Here is a 13,369-nt window from a genome sequence, read left to right as displayed (position 1 = left end):
CCGGCGCAGACCCGCTTCGAGCGGGCGCGGCTCGCCGCGCTCCTCAGCGCTTCGAGCTCAGATCGGGCAGCGCGTAGCCGAGCTCGGCGAGGAGCGCGCGGAATGCGCGGTCCTCGTTCCGCGCCACGGTGAGGTGCTCCATGAACTTCTTGAAGTTGCCCTGAGCCGCCGCGTCGGCGGCGCGCTCGCTGTTCTCGAGCACGAGCAGGAGGTGCGGGTGCGCCTTGGAGACGGAGCTGGGGCACTCCATCTTGCTCGCCACCCGGGCGCGCGCTTCCGCGAGCGCATGCACCACCATGACGAGCTCCTTGTCATGGGTCCGCGGCAGGAGCATGTCGCCCTCCTTGCGCGCCTCGTCGAGCAGCAGGCTCGCCCTGTCCAGGTAGCTCCCGGCCCAGGCCGGCAGCGCGACGAAGAGCGCGCAGAGCGCGAAGGTGAAAGCAAGCATCAGGTGACGGATCATCGACTGGGTCCTCGGTCGTTCACGGTTTGCTCGGAGGACCCCTCGCCGGACGGCGGGCCCCCCCTGCCCTCGGGCGCACCTCGCAGGGCCTCGGCGGCTGCCCGTCCATCGGATGCGGCGGCCGCGGGCTCCGGCGCGGCGCACGAGAGGAGCGCGGCGCGCGCGGCCGCCTGCTCCGCGAGCTTCTTCGACCGGCCCCGGCCGGTGCCGATGACCTGGCCGTCGACCTCGACGGCGACGAGAAACGCGCGGTCGTGGTCGGGCCCCTCCGTGCCCATCAGCCGGTAGCGCGGCGACGCGGCGCCGCGCGCCTGCACGCGCTCCTGCAGCTCGCTCTTCGCGTCGCGCCCGAGCATGCTGCCGCTCGCGAGCTGCGCGAGCGGGCTCGCGGCGATCTTCCGGCTCAGCGCCCGCGCGCTCTCGAAGCCGCGATCGAGGTACAGGGCCGCGACGAGCGCCTCGGTGGCGTCGGCGAGCACGTTCGTCTGGTCGCGCTCCCCGGCGACCTCCGCGCCGCGCCCGACCCGGAGCGCCGCGCCGAGCTCGATCCCTCGCGCCCACGCCGCCAGCGCGTCCGTGTTGACCAGGGCGGAGCGCATCATCGAGAGCTCCCCCTCCCTCGCCCCCGGAAAGCGCTCCATGAGGAGCTCCGTCACGCACAGGCCGAGCACGGCGTCCCCCAGGAACTCGAGGCGCTGGTTGTCCACGCGCCGGCCGCCTCGCTGCTCGTTCGAGAAGCTCGGATGCGTCAGCGCCTCCTCGAGGTGCGGCAGATCCCCCTCCAGCCCCAGATCCAGACGTTGCAACAGCTCGCTCGGGAGCATCCCCAGCACCTTGCCCACGCGCAGCGTCAGCCCGCGCTCAAGCGGTCGGTCAGCTCGGCCAGCTCCAGGTCGAGCGCGGTCAGACCGCCAGCGTCATGCGTGGACCACGCGACCCGCACCTTGCCCCATGACAGCGCGATCTCCGGGTGATGATCGCGCCGCTCGGCCAGGAGGGCGATCCGCATCACGAAGCCAACGCCGGTGCCATAATCCGGAAACGAGTAGCTCCGCTCGATCTGCTCGCCCGCTCGCACCCAGCCCGGGTGAGCAGCGACGAACCCGGCGATCTCATCGTCCGAGAGCCGATCACGCTTGCCCATGGGACGCAACTATGGGCCAAGCCCCGCCCCGGTGGAACCCCGGAATGCGGCCCCCGCCGCGCGCCGCTCGCCGTGCGCTATCCTCCCGCCTCGATGACCGGGCTTCACGCCTGCCCCTTCTGCCGGGAGATGTTCGAGGCGAAAGAGGCGTCCACGTGCCCCGCCTGCGGCCTCCGGCTGGAGGCGCTCGCGAAGCTTCCCCCCTCGTACGACGCGCTCCAAGAAGAGCCTGACGAGCCGCGCCCGCCGCACATGGAACCGCTCCCGTGGACCTACGCCGGGCGCGGCCGGGGCGCCCTGCTCGCGCTCGCGCTCCTCGGGCTCGCGGCGTTCTTCGCGCCGTGGATCCACGAGACGGCCCCCGAGCTCCGCGACCTCAGCGGCTTCGGGCTCGCGCGACGGCTCGGCTGGATGTGGGCCCCGGCGGTCGCGTTCTTCGTGATGATCCCGCTCGCGCTGACCCGGAGGTCGATCCACAAGATGCGCGGCGCTCGCGTGGCCGTCGCTTTCCTCGCCGCGGTCGCCCTCGTCACCGTCGCGATGCGCCTGCTGTTCACGCCGGGCAGCACGCTGCTCCGTCCCGTCCGCTTCACGTGGGGCTACGGGCTCTACGCGACCGGGGCGATCGCGCTGCTCGCGCTGTTCACCGCGGCGTTCTTCGGGGGAAGGATCGACGACCTCCCCACGGGGCAGCGGCGGCGGGGCGACGAGGTGCTGCACTGACTGACCATGACCAGCGCATGGCCGGTGGCATCTCGGGTCGACAGGCCCGCCCGTGCGACGTAACCTTGATGGGAGTGGCCTTTGTCCGCTGCTCGAAGGTGCGCAATGGCCAAGCGATCTGCCAGCGTACGCCGTGAGCTCTCGCGGGACGACGAGGCGTTCGATGTCCCCGCGGCGGTGCTCTGCGCGTGCTGCGGACAGCCCGACTGCGCCGGGTGCTCCGCGGCGAGCGACGAGGGCTCGGGGGTCGTCGCGATCGTCCCGTGGGAGCGCCCGCTCGGCGGGGTCTGGTCGCGGCTCTGGGCCACCTCGAGGGCGACCACGCTGGGAGCCGAGACGTTCTTCGCGACGATCCCCGACGGCGCGCTCCCCGCGGCCATGCGCTTCGCCCTGCTGGCGGAGACGCTCGCGATCCTGTCGATGATCGCCGCGCTCCTGCCCCTCGTCGCGCTGGCGGTGCCGGGCCTCGCGCTGGAGCTGGCCCGCAACCCGGCCGCGCGCGCGAGCGCCCTCCAGTGGCTCGCGATCGGCGTTCCGGCGGTCACCGTGTGGATGGTGCTCGCGCACACCTTGCACGGCGCCGCGCTCGACCTCGGGGCACGGCGCCAGGGCGCGCGGCCAGAGCGCCGGCGCGCGCTCCGCTTCGGGCTCTACGCGTGCGGCTGGGATCTCATGGCCGGCCCGCTCGGCGCGCTGGCCATGCTCATCACGGGCGGCACCAAGGGGGCCGAGCAGGTCCTCTCGGCCTCGCTCCGGGTGCCGGGCAAGGCGTCCATGGCGCTGCTCCTGGGCGTCTACGCGCTCCACCCCGACGCGGCGGAGCGCGCTCGACGCGCCGGGAGCATCGCCGCGCTCGCGCTCACCATCGCCTCCGGCTTCGCCGCCATCGCGCTCGCCATCGCCTTCAGCTGACACGCCGTTCAGCGCCCTCGGGGGTGTCGCGCTCGGCGGCGCTGCCCCCGCGGGCGTCGAGCGCCCGTCCGTGCGCGCCGGCAGCCTCAGCGCATGTCGTGACGCGGCGCGGGCGAGGGCGGAGGCGCGCCCGGACGCCGACCGCTCGCGAGGGTGCCCGGGCGCCTCTTCGGCTGCAGATCGCCCGTCGAGGTGATGTCGATGAGGTCCACGAGCTCGGGGGCGTGACCGGAGACGTCCTGCGCTCGCAGGCGATCGAGGAGCTGCTTCAGCTGCGCCTCCGCCTTGCCGTGCGCGAGGATCTGACGGATGGCCGGCGCCTCCTGCTCGAGCGAGCGGCTCACGGGTCTCCTGCTCTGGCGCCGCCACAGCACAGCAAAGCCATCGCCCTCGGGCACGGGCTCGGCCACGAGCTCCGCGTCTTTCACCCCGGCGGCCGCCGAGAGGAGCCCCGGGTCGACCTTCAGCCCCGGCTCGGACGTGGTGCCATCGGACGCCACGAAGCCGAGATCGCCGCCGCGCATGCTCGTCGCCTTGTCGAGCGATCTCTCGCGTGCGATCTCCTTGAAACGCTGGGGTGACGGGTCCTTCTTCAGCTCGGCCAGGATCGCCTCGGCCTCCCCGCGCGTCGCGACGAGGATGCGCCAGAGCGCCACCATCGCCGGGGAGCTGAACCTGTCGCGGTGGGCCTCGTAATAGGCGCGGACCTCCTCGTCCGTCACCGGGGAGCTCCCCGCCGCCTCCGCCTGGATCCGCTGCAGCAGCGCGGAGCGCAGGACGCCGCGCACGCGATCCTGCACGTCGGCGCGCTCGGTGAGCCTCTGCGCGGCGGCCCCCTGGGCGAGGAGCAGCTCGCGCACGAGGACCTGGTTGACGAAGTTCTTCCGGATCTCTTCCGGGGTACGCCCGAAGGTCTGGAGCTGAAACGGCGGGACCTGCGCGAGCCTGCGCTCGACCTCCGGCGCCGTGATCGCCACGTCGCCGACGCGCGCCACCGGGGCGCCCGCGGCGGCCGCCGGCTGGGCCTCAGCGCGGAGCGACAGGCCGGTCGACGCCGCGCACACGACCGCCATGGCGGCCGCGCCGAGGGGGAGCTTCAGCGTTCTCGCGCGCATCGGAGCGGGTTATCCCCGCGCCGGCAGGCAAGGTCAAGCCGCCCCCGCGGCGCGCTGCCTCTGCGGACACGCCGCGCTCGTCCCCGCGTTCACGTCCGCGCTCGCCGCCCCGCAGCACCCCGGCCTTCCGCAGCGCGTGCGCGTCGAGCCCGACGAACCGGTACACGTCCGCGGAGAAACCGTAGGCGCGGTGGAGGTGCCTCAGGCCCTCCACGAGCTCGGCGGTCACCTCGACCGGGGGCGGCGGCGGGTACGCCTCGCGGATCGAGGCCAGCGGCTCGCCCAGCTCCAGGAGCTCCTCGACGCGCGACAGCACGTCGATCGGCTTGAGCGCGCGCTTGCCTCGCCGCGCGACGCCGTCGGCCAGCTCGGCGAGCAGGCGCCGGCGCCGGCGCTCGGTACGGCCGTCTCCGGCGCGGCCGCCGCCGCCCAGGAGAAGCTCGTTGAACCGGCGCGCGGCCCGGCGCTTCTCGACCGCGTCCGGACTCCCCCGGCGGTTCTGCGCACCGCCCCCCCGCTTGGCTGGACGTGACGCTTTGGTGGACCCGGCCGTGCGGGCCGGCGAGCTCTTCGTCTTCACGATCCTCGGCAAGAGCACAGCGCGCTCGAGGAGCCGGTATTCCCCGGCACATCTTCTTGCTGTCCCGGCAGTATAGACAGCTCATCCTCCCGCTTCGAAGAAAGCGGCGGGCGCACGGTCGCGCTCGCCGCCCGCGGCGCTGGACGTCAGCGCCCGCCTGCGCACCACGCGAGGGCCGTTCCGACGGCCGCGATCAGCCAGGCCGGCCACGTCGCGCGCACGAAGCCGGCGAGGTCCGACAGGGCGCCGCGCCGGGCGCGCCGCACCGCCTCGGCGTGGCCCACCCGGCGCAGCTCCTCGCGCGCGATCTGCTCGCGCTCCTCGTCGTCGAGCGGATCGCTGCCCGCCAGATGGTGCAGGTGATGGTTCACCTCGTGGTCGATCGTCTCCTCGATCTCCGCGTCGATGTCGAAGCCGGGATCCTCGCGGGCTTCCAACCGGAACGTCCGATAGAAGATCCGGATCTCCGGAGGATGGGCGATCCCGAGCGCATCCGCGGGTGTCCCGGGCGTGTAGCAGCCGAGCAGCGGCTCGCCTCCGTCGTCGCAGGCCGGCACGCCTGCGTCGATGAAGAGATCGATGTTCCGCACGCCGCGGGCCTCGTAGATGCGCCCGGCCGCGGCGCGGACGCGCGCCTCGAAGCCGTCGAGATCCGGAAAGGCGCTCGAGGCGCTCGCCCGAGCCCTCGCCCCTGCCCTCGTCGAGCGGGGCTCCCCGAGCGCGTCCTCGTCCGCTCCGTCCACTCCAGCAGCGCGCAGCGGGGCGCGCGCGAGCTCCCGCTCGAGCGGCACGTCGAGATCGTTGCGGGCGCCGCAGCCCTGGCAGCGGTAAGCGGCGAGGAGCCGCGCCGGGTAGCGCGCCTCGTGGTAGAGGTCGACGATCGCCGCCCACGCCTCGTCGGGAGCGCCGGCGAGCGCGTCGGCGATCACCGGCGCGCGGCGCTCGCGGCCGAGCGCCGCGATCCCCATGGCCACCACCAGCGACGGCGTGACGCGCAGGACGCCGTTTCCGGGCAGGCGGAGGAGCGGCATCGCCTCCTCGACGGTGCGCTCCACGAGCCGCACGGCGCGGCAGACGGCGCGACCCACGCGCAGCGCCGGGATCGGGTGCGACACGCCGAAGTCGAACGGGCGATCGAGCTCGGGATCGTCGAGCTCGCCGTCGGTGAACGGCCCGATCTCCAGCAGGCCCGACGGAGCGACCTCGAACGGAGCGCTGCAGTTCTCGCAGGTGTAGGCGCCTGGCTCCTCGGGCACGATGCCGGCGGACGCGAGGAGCGCGCGCAGGACATGGGCGTCGGTGAGCGGGAGGCCGAGAGGATCCAGCGGCGCGCCGCGCGCGTCGGCCAGGACCGACGGGCCCGCGAGGACCTGCACGTCGAGCGCGCACCTGCCGATGGATGCGCGCTCGGCGCCGCCGCGGCCCGCGGGAGCGCCGAAGACGGACGAAGCGCGAGCGCGCGCGGCGGCGTCCGACAGGCGCGCCACGCCGCCGGAGGGGAGGTGGACCTGAGCGGGGAGCAGGCGTCGCGCGGGCGCAGGCATCGCGGCGGCCTATATAGCGGGTGGCTCGCCTCAGGGGTCGTCGGGACGCGGCGGACCGCCGACGGCGCCCTCGTCGGTCGGAGCGAGCGATCCCCACGGTTCGCGATCCCTGTCGGCCTCGGACGGCGCGCTCGCCCCGCGGCCGACGTCGAGGCCGGCGGCGCTGGCGAGCTCGGCGGCCACCGCCGCGGAGAGCGAGCCTCCGCTGAGCGGTGACGCGCCGGCGACGGTCGAGATGGGCGACGGCTCCGAGGAAAGGCGATCTCGGCGGCGACGGGGACCGAGCACCGGCGCGCGCTCCCCGTCGCCGGCCGGATCCGGCGCGGCCGCGCCCACGCGATGGACGGTCGCGCGCAGCTGCACGCGCCCGAGCGACAGGCTCGCCGCGCTGGCGGGCGGCACGCTCGACGAGAGCTCCGCGCCCACGGGCACGCCTGTCCCGAAATCGAGGTAGCGGGTGATCGCCAGGGCGTAGATGAGCTTGCGCACGGTCGGCTCCGGCGCGACCCCGGATCGGAGGAGCGCGGCGAGCGTGGTCGTGGAGCTCTCCAGCGCCTCGATCACCGCGCGCTCGCCCTCGCGGAAGCCGAAGCGGCCGGGCTCGAGGGCGGGGTGCAGGCGGAGGGGCACGGCCCCGATCCGCTCCAGGGTCCGCTGGAGGCGCGTCGAGCGCTCGCCGTGCTCGCGCAGCCCCGCCCAGAGGAGCGCGAGGGGATCGACCTTCGCGGGATCTCCCCCCCACTCGGCCAGCGCGTCGAGGCCGTCGAAGTAGCGGTACTTCGTCTCCGGGGGCAGATCGAACAGGCGCACCATCCGCCGCACGAACTGGACCTGGGCGAGCCAGTCGATGGTCGCGGCGTCGACGCACCCCGACAGCAGCAGCACGTCCCCCAGGAGGCCCCTTGTCGCGAGCGCCTCCGCCAGGATCTCGGCGGTGATCACCCCCTCTTCGAGCAGGATCTCCCCGAGCCGGGCGTACCCGTCGCTCGGGCGGATCTTCACGGGGTTCCCCCGGACGATCCGCAGCGTGTGCTCGGCGCCCGTGGGCTCCACCAGGATGAGCGCGCCGGTCAGCCGATGCTCGACGGCATAGACGAAAAGATGAGCGAACGGCGTCCGCTCCAGATCTCCTTCCGCCGTCGCGAGACCGTCGGGAGACATCCTGGGCCAAGCTACCATAGCGCGCGCAAGCCGGATCCCCCTTTCTCCACGCGCGGCGGCGCGGAAGCGGGGCAGGCGCCGCTGGTCCCGCTTCCGCTGCCGCTTCCGCAGCGCCGCGCTTCCGGCGTCGGCGCGCCCCGCCGGAGCGCGGCGCCGCGGAAGCGGCGGTTCCGCGCTACGGTGGCAGACATGCCGCGCGGACATGTGCTGGTGCTCGACGACGAGCGGGCGATCTTGACGACCCTCCAGAAGGCGCTGACGCTCGAGGGCTACACGGTCGACGTCGCCGGCGGGGTCGGGGTCGCAGAGGAGAAGCTCGCGAAGCGGAGCTACGACATCGCGCTCTTCGACGTCTCGCTGCCCGACGGTGACGGCGTGGAGCTGCTCCAGCGGATCCGCGTTGCCGGCTCGGAGCTGCCCGTCGTGATGATGAGCGGCCACGCGACGGTCGACGCCGCCGTCCGCGCGACGCGGCTCGGGGCGATCGATTTCCTGGAGAAGCCGCTCTCGACCGATCGGCTGCTGCTCGTGCTCGAGAACACCCTGCGCCTCGTCCGCGCCGAGGCCGAGGCGAAGGCGCTGCGGACGCAGACCGGCCAGGTCGGCGAGCTCATCGGAGCGAGCCGGGCGATGCTCGACCTGCGCGAGCAGATCGCGCGCGCGGCGAGGGCGACCGCGACCGTCTTCGTGACGGGCGAGCGCGGCACCGGCAAGGAGCTCGTCGCGCGCGCGATCCACGGCGCGTCGAAGCGGGCGCGCGGTCCGCTCGAGAAGATGAACTGCGCCGCGGTCCCGAGCGAGCTCATCGAGAGCGAGATGTTCGGGCACGAGGCCGGCGCGTTCACGGGCGCGACGAAGCAGCGGCGGGGCAAGTTCGAGCGCGCGAGCGGCGGGACGCTGTTCCTCGACGAGGTCGGGGACATGCCGCTCGCGATGCAGGCGAAGCTGCTCAGGGTGCTCCAGGAGCGGGAGATCGAGCGGGTGGGCGGGCACGAGACGATCAAGGTCGACGTGCGCGTGGTGGCGGCGACGAACCGCGACATCGAGGCGGCGTGCCGGGAGGGGCAGTTCCGGCCGGATCTCCACGATCGGCTGAACGTGCTGCCGCTGTCGCTGCCGCCGCTCCGCGCGCGGCGCGAGGACGTGCCGCTGCTCGCGCGGCATTTCCTCGCGCTCGCGACGCAGGCGAACGATCGGCCCGGGATGGCGTTCACGGACGGCGGGATGGGCATGCTGGTCGCCTACAGCTTCCCGGGGAACGTGCGGGAGCTGCGCAACATCATCGAGCGGCTGGTGATCCTGACGCCCGACGAGACGATCGACGAGGGCGACGTGAAGGTCTGCCTCGGAGGGCCGCAGGCCGCGACGAAGGGCGGGCTCTTCCGGCCGGGGGTGCCGTTCCGGGTGCTCGCGGAGGAGGCGGAGCGGGCGATCCTGGAGGAGGCGCTCGGCCATCACGGAGGGCAGATGGCCGCGACGGCCCGGGGGCTCGGGCTCGAGCGGAGCCACCTGTACAAGAAGTTCAAGGCGCTCGGGCTGCGGGGGGACAAGGGCGAGGCGGAGGAGGAGTAGGGCGCCGAGGGAGGCGGTCCTTCCCGGGGGGCCGCGCCGAGGGGAGGGTCTGCGCGGCGGCCGCGGGTGGGCGCTCGGCCATCCGCCGAGGCGGGAGCGCGGAGCTTGCGCTGAGAACACCGCCCGGCATGTCTCCCTTCGGGCCATGCCACCTGGGACGTTTCGTCGCGCGCCACACAAGGCGCGCCTGAGACGTGGAGCCTGCTGGGACCTTATGGCACCTCGGTCGGTGCTCGCCGCGCCCACCCGCGGCCGCCGCGCAGACCCTCCCCTCGGCGCTACGGGTATGGATGTCCGGCGAGATGGCGGTGAGACGCTTGGCCGGGGCCGTTGAGGGCACGGCTGTGCGATCGAGGAGGAGGCACTGGCGACCATGTCCGGTCCAACAGCGGCTCCCGGCCGCTTCCTCCGAACCGCTTCCGGTCCGCCGGTGGCTCCCAGCTGCCTCCTCCGAACCGCTTCCGGTCCGCCGGTGGCTCCCAGCTGCCTCCTCCGAACCGCTTCCGGTCCGCCGGTGGCTCCCAGCTGCCTCCTCCGAACCGCTTCCGGTCCGCCGGTGGCTCCCAGCTGCCTCCTCCGAACCGCTTCCGGTCCGCCGAGGGCTCCCAGCTGCTTCCTCCGAACCGCTTCCGGTCCGCCGGTGGCTCCCAGCTGCTTCCTCCGAACCGCTTCCGGTCCGCCGGTGGCTCCCAGCTGCTTCCTCCGAACCGTTTCCGGTTCGCTGAGGGCTCCCAGCTGCCTCCCCCGGACCGTTTCCGGTTCGCCGGCGGGCGGAACCGCGCATCTTCACCCAGCGCGCGGCGCTTTTGACCTGGCACCACGCGAGCGCCGGAGGGGGTCTCCGCGCGGCAGGGCGCGGGTGGGCGCGGCGAGCACCGACCGAGGTGCCATACGGTCCCAGCGGGCTCCGCGTCTCAGGCGCGCCTTGTGTGGCGCGCGACGAAACGTCCCAGGTGGCATGGCCCGAAGGGAGACATGCCGGGTGGTGGTCCATGCGCAAGCTCCGCGCTCCCGCCTCGGCGGATGGCCGAGCGCCCACCCGCGCCCTGCCGCGCGGAGACCCCCTCCGGCGCGTGCAGCCGGGATCTCCGCCCTCCCCTCCCGCTCACACCTTGCCCCGAGCCCGGAGCCCCGAGCCCCGAGCCCCGAACCCCGAGCCCCGAGTCCGGAGCCCCGAGCCCCGAGCCTCAATAATCCGGCATCGCCCGCGGCGCAGGCGGCGACGCGCCCTTCATCGCCTTCTGGTACTCGAGCGCCTGCTTCGCGTAGTCGTCCCGCTTCATCTTCGCGTACGCCTTGCCGAGCTCCCCGTAGATCTCCGCCGCGTCCCCCGGCTTCGACCCGGACAGGAGCGCGCTGTTCAGCTCGTAGATCGCCGACACGTGCCGCCCCGTGCGCGCCAGCGCCCGCGCATAGAGCCGGTGGATCTCCGGGTTCGCCACGTCGACGAAGATCGCGCCCTCGCCGACCTTGCGCGCCTCCTCCCACGCGCCGCGCTCCACGAGCAGCCGGAGCAGCCGCCGCCAGACACGGCGATCGTGCTGATCGAGGAGCGCGAGCCGGCGCAGCGCCGAGAGCTCGCCCGCCGCGTCCTTCTGCCGGCGCGCGAGGTCGTAGAGCCCCTGGAGCGGCTCGGCCTGCGTGGGATCGTGGCGCGACGCCGCCTCGAGGTTCGCCTTCATCTTCGCCGCGTCCTTCTTCAGCTCGGCGAGATCGGCGAGCTTCATCCGCACGACGTAGCCGTCGTGACCGTCGGCGATCATCTTGCTCAAGAGCCTCGCCGCCTCGTCGGGCTTCTTCTCGGCGAAGGCCGCCCGCACCTTGAGGTAGGTCGCGTCGGGCTGCTTCGGGTCGACCCGGAGCGCCTCGGCGAGCACCGCCTCGCCCTCCTGGCGCTGCCCGTCCTCGAACAGCGCGAGCGCGAGCTCGACGAGCCGCTTCGCGTCCTTCGGGGCGCGCGCCGCCGCCTTGCGCGCCTCGTCGAGCGGCGGCGCATGCAGATCCGGGACGTACTGCTTCTCGTAGCGCTCGAGGCGGGGCTTCAGCCACGCGCGGAAGCGCCGGTCGAGCTCCTCCGCGCCGATCCCGAGCGACTCCTTCACCACCTCCTGCGTCCGCTTGCCCGCGGCCCACCGGGGCAGCATCGAGACCACCTTCGGGAAGCCGAACTCGCCCGCCATGAAGACGACGATCTGGCTCGCCGCGAAGTAAGCCATCGTCACGTCCTCGATGTTGTCGACGTGCGTGAACGCCCGGTTGAACCCGTCGACCGCAGGGATCCTCCCGCCCTTCAGGGCGGCGAACAGCGCCGGATCCTCCTCGCGGTGCCACTCGGGCCGCCGCACGATCGTCTCGTACTCGCTGAGCCCCTCGGTGAACCAGCGCGGGACGTGGTTCTTCGACATCTGGATCGCGAAGACGTGCCCGAGCTCGTGCCACAGCACGTTCCCCCAGTTGAACTCCCCCGCCGCCGGGCTCAACGCCGCGAGCGTCTGGCCGAAGCAGACGCCCTGGATGCCCACGTTGGGCAGGCCGCTCGTCCTGACGCTGAAGTTCTCCGTCGACGCGTAGAGCTCGATCGAGACCGGGACCTTCGGCGTGAAGCCGTACCGCTTCACCATCGAGCCCCAGGCCTCCTCGAGCATGCGCGGCACGTACCGCTCGAGGATCGCGCGCTCCTGCTTGTGGTAGCGGACGCGGAACGTCTGCCCCTCCACGGTCACGTACTGCGCCGCGATGTCCTTCTCGTAGAGGTTCAGCGTGTTGAAGACCCGCACGTTGAAGCGGTCCTTGTCCCACGCCTTCTGGAGCGAGAGCACGCCGCTCTTCTCGTCGCCGGCGCGGATCAGGTTCAGGCCGAGCGTGGCGTGCGCCTTCGCGTCGTCCGGATCGACCTGCGTCGCCTCCCCCATCATCTTGACGATGTCGTCGTAGCGATGCTCCCACTCCGCGAACTCGCCGACGATCTGGAAGAACCGCGAGAACTCGGGGTTCAAGCCGAGCACCTTCGCCTTGATGGCCTCGAAGCCGGCCGCGTCGTCGGCGAGGAAGCGGCCCGCCGCCTTGATCGAGAGCAGCGCGAGGTCGTTCGGGTTCACCTTGAGCCCGCGGTCGGCCGCGGCGTCCGCGGCGTCGATGTCCATGTCGCGGAGCGCGAGCCCGGCGCGGACGAAATAGGCCTCGGCGAGGTTTGGATTCACGGAGAGCGCCTGCGCGACCTCGCTGTCGGCGCCGCCGAAGTCCATCGCGCTCTCGAGCTTGATGCGCGCCATGGCGACGCGGCAAAGCGGATCCTTCGGCGCGAGCTTGAGCGCCTCCTTCACGACCTGCCCGGCGTGGCCGGGGTCGTACTTGTCGAGGAACAGCTCGGCCCGCCAGAGCAACGTCTCGACCCGCTGCTTGCCGCCGACCTTCTCGGCCGCGTTGAACGCGTCGTTCGCGTCGCGCGCGCTCCGGAGCAGGTGCGCCGCGCGCCCGACGAGCGACAGCCCCTCCGCGTCGCTCGCGGTGATCTTGTCGTCGTTGTAGTCGTCGATGATCGTCATCAGCGGCGCGCGCGCCTCGCCCCGCTTGCCCGACGCGATCAGGAGCTCGCCGAGCACGAGCCGCGCGCGGCGGGCCTCGTCCTCCCGCTCGACCTCGCGCACCGCCGCGATCGCCTCGGCCATCTTCCCGCGGCGCGCGAGCGCCTGGGCCCGGAGCGGCGCGGCGGCGATCCGCGCCTCCTTGCCGAGCGCGGCGGCGGCCTTCGCCGTCCTCGCCGCGTCGTCGTAGCGGCCCGTGAGCAGCTCGATCCGCGCCTTCGCGAGCAGCGCCGCGGCGCGCTCCTTCCCGCCCTGGAGGCCGAGGATGACCTTCTCGGCCTCCGCGTAGTCGCCCTGCGCGAGGAGCGCCTCCGCGCGCGAAAGCGAGGGGGGCGGCTCGCCGGAGGCGGGAGCGGGGGCCGCGCAGGCAGCGGCGACGAGGAGAGCGGCAAGAGAGCGGCGGATCGAGTGGCTTCGCATGTCACCCCGTGCGCAACCGTGCGCGACCGTTCGTCAATCGTGCACGACCGCACGCAAACGAACGCAAACCTACGCAAACGAACGCAACCTACGCAAAACGAACGCAAACCTACGCAAATCTACGCGAATTTACGCGAAACGAACGCAAACC

At 73.1% G+C, this 13,369-nt stretch carries 11 protein-coding genes; 3 read left to right on the top strand and 8 right to left on the bottom strand.

Annotation, left to right across the window (positions count from 1 at the left end; translation table 11 throughout):
• Positions 1–43 precede the first annotated feature (43 nt).
• The 3 genes from WMF27_RS08575 to WMF27_RS08565 are packed head-to-tail and all read right to left on the bottom strand — an operon-like array spanning position 44 to position 1,607.
• Positions 44–463 carry a hypothetical protein gene (locus tag WMF27_RS08575; protein WP_437769404.1) on the bottom strand — a complete coding sequence of 140 codons (420 nt, stop codon included), beginning with the start codon at positions 461–463 and terminating at the stop codon, positions 44–46.
• Entirely contained in the window at positions 460–1,287 is an 828-nt protein-coding gene (gene rnc, locus WMF27_RS08570) for a ribonuclease III (protein ID WP_437769405.1), read from the bottom strand. The genes WMF27_RS08575 and rnc overlap by 4 nt, the downstream gene beginning before the upstream one ends.
• A gap of 26 nt (positions 1,288–1,313) precedes the next feature.
• Complete coding sequence (locus WMF27_RS08565; protein ID WP_437769406.1) at positions 1,314–1,607, bottom strand: 4a-hydroxytetrahydrobiopterin dehydratase; 294 nt, start codon at positions 1,605–1,607, stop codon at positions 1,314–1,316.
• Between the two features lie 93 nt (positions 1,608–1,700).
• Here WMF27_RS08565 and WMF27_RS08560 point away from each other — a divergent pair, with 93 nt between their 5' ends.
• Together WMF27_RS08560 and WMF27_RS08555 are read left to right on the top strand one after the other, a co-directional pair.
• Positions 1,701–2,330, top strand: coding sequence for a hypothetical protein (locus tag WMF27_RS08560; protein ID WP_437769407.1), 630 nt, complete (start codon positions 1,701–1,703; stop codon positions 2,328–2,330).
• Positions 2,331–2,435: 105 nt separating this feature from the next.
• A complete protein-coding gene (locus WMF27_RS08555) occupies positions 2,436–3,242 on the top strand; it encodes a hypothetical protein (RefSeq protein ID WP_437769408.1) in 807 nt (268 codons plus the stop codon).
• Positions 3,243–3,328: 86 nt separating this feature from the next.
• Here the strand turns inward: WMF27_RS08555 and WMF27_RS08550 are convergent, their stop codons facing one another.
• The 4 genes from WMF27_RS08550 to WMF27_RS08535 all read right to left on the bottom strand — a co-directional run bounded on the left by WMF27_RS08550 (position 3,329) and on the right by WMF27_RS08535 (position 7,642).
• Positions 3,329–4,357 (bottom strand): peptidylprolyl isomerase, encoded by a 1,029-nt coding sequence (locus WMF27_RS08550; protein ID WP_437769409.1) that lies wholly within the window; start codon positions 4,355–4,357, stop codon positions 3,329–3,331.
• On the bottom strand, positions 4,269–4,937 hold the full coding sequence (locus WMF27_RS08545) for a hypothetical protein (protein WP_437769410.1): 669 nt from the start codon (positions 4,935–4,937) through the stop codon (positions 4,269–4,271). The genes WMF27_RS08550 and WMF27_RS08545 overlap by 89 nt, the downstream gene beginning before the upstream one ends.
• A 146-nt stretch (positions 4,938–5,083) precedes the next feature.
• Positions 5,084–6,481, bottom strand: coding sequence for a metallopeptidase family protein (locus WMF27_RS08540; RefSeq protein WP_437769411.1), 1,398 nt, complete (start codon positions 6,479–6,481; stop codon positions 5,084–5,086).
• Between the two features lie 30 nt (positions 6,482–6,511).
• Complete coding sequence (locus WMF27_RS08535) at positions 6,512–7,642, bottom strand: hypothetical protein (RefSeq protein ID WP_437769412.1); 1,131 nt, start codon at positions 7,640–7,642, stop codon at positions 6,512–6,514.
• 189 nt (positions 7,643–7,831) lie between these two features.
• Here WMF27_RS08535 and WMF27_RS08530 point away from each other — a divergent pair, with 189 nt between their 5' ends.
• Complete coding sequence (locus WMF27_RS08530) at positions 7,832–9,214, top strand: sigma-54-dependent transcriptional regulator (protein ID WP_437769413.1); 1,383 nt, start codon at positions 7,832–7,834, stop codon at positions 9,212–9,214.
• A 1,187-nt stretch (positions 9,215–10,401) separates the two neighbouring features.
• Here WMF27_RS08530 and WMF27_RS08525 read toward each other — a convergent pair.
• Positions 10,402–13,218, bottom strand: a complete 2,817-nt coding sequence (locus WMF27_RS08525; protein WP_437769414.1) for a tetratricopeptide repeat protein — start codon at positions 13,216–13,218, stop codon at positions 10,402–10,404.
• Positions 13,219–13,369 lie beyond the last annotated feature (151 nt).

Source organism: Sorangium sp. So ce281 (genome assembly GCF_051527395.1).
Classification (GTDB): domain Bacteria; phylum Myxococcota_A; class Polyangia; order Polyangiales; family Polyangiaceae; genus Sorangium; species Sorangium cellulosum_B.
Note: the sequence above shows the minus strand (reverse complement) of the source record. Positions and strands in the feature narration are given on the sequence as shown.

Coding starts and splice junctions, on each gene's coding strand:
- WMF27_RS08575 (WP_437769404.1), bottom strand. CDS start 463: ATGATCCGTCACCTGATGCTTGCTTTCACCTTCGCGCTCTGCGCGCTC.
- rnc (WP_437769405.1), bottom strand. CDS start 1,287: ATGCTCCCGAGCGAGCTGTTGCAACGTCTGGATCTGGGGCTGGAGGGG.
- WMF27_RS08565 (WP_437769406.1), bottom strand. CDS start 1,607: ATGGGCAAGCGTGATCGGCTCTCGGACGATGAGATCGCCGGGTTCGTC.
- WMF27_RS08560 (WP_437769407.1), top strand. CDS start 1,701: ATGACCGGGCTTCACGCCTGCCCCTTCTGCCGGGAGATGTTCGAGGCG.
- WMF27_RS08555 (WP_437769408.1), top strand. CDS start 2,436: ATGGCCAAGCGATCTGCCAGCGTACGCCGTGAGCTCTCGCGGGACGAC.
- WMF27_RS08550 (WP_437769409.1), bottom strand. CDS start 4,357: ATGCGCGCGAGAACGCTGAAGCTCCCCCTCGGCGCGGCCGCCATGGCG.
- WMF27_RS08540 (WP_437769411.1), bottom strand. CDS start 6,481: ATGCCTGCGCCCGCGCGACGCCTGCTCCCCGCTCAGGTCCACCTCCCC.
- WMF27_RS08535 (WP_437769412.1), bottom strand. CDS start 7,642: ATGTCTCCCGACGGTCTCGCGACGGCGGAAGGAGATCTGGAGCGGACG.
- WMF27_RS08530 (WP_437769413.1), top strand. CDS start 7,832: ATGCCGCGCGGACATGTGCTGGTGCTCGACGACGAGCGGGCGATCTTG.
- WMF27_RS08525 (WP_437769414.1), bottom strand. CDS start 13,218: ATGCGAAGCCACTCGATCCGCCGCTCTCTTGCCGCTCTCCTCGTCGCC.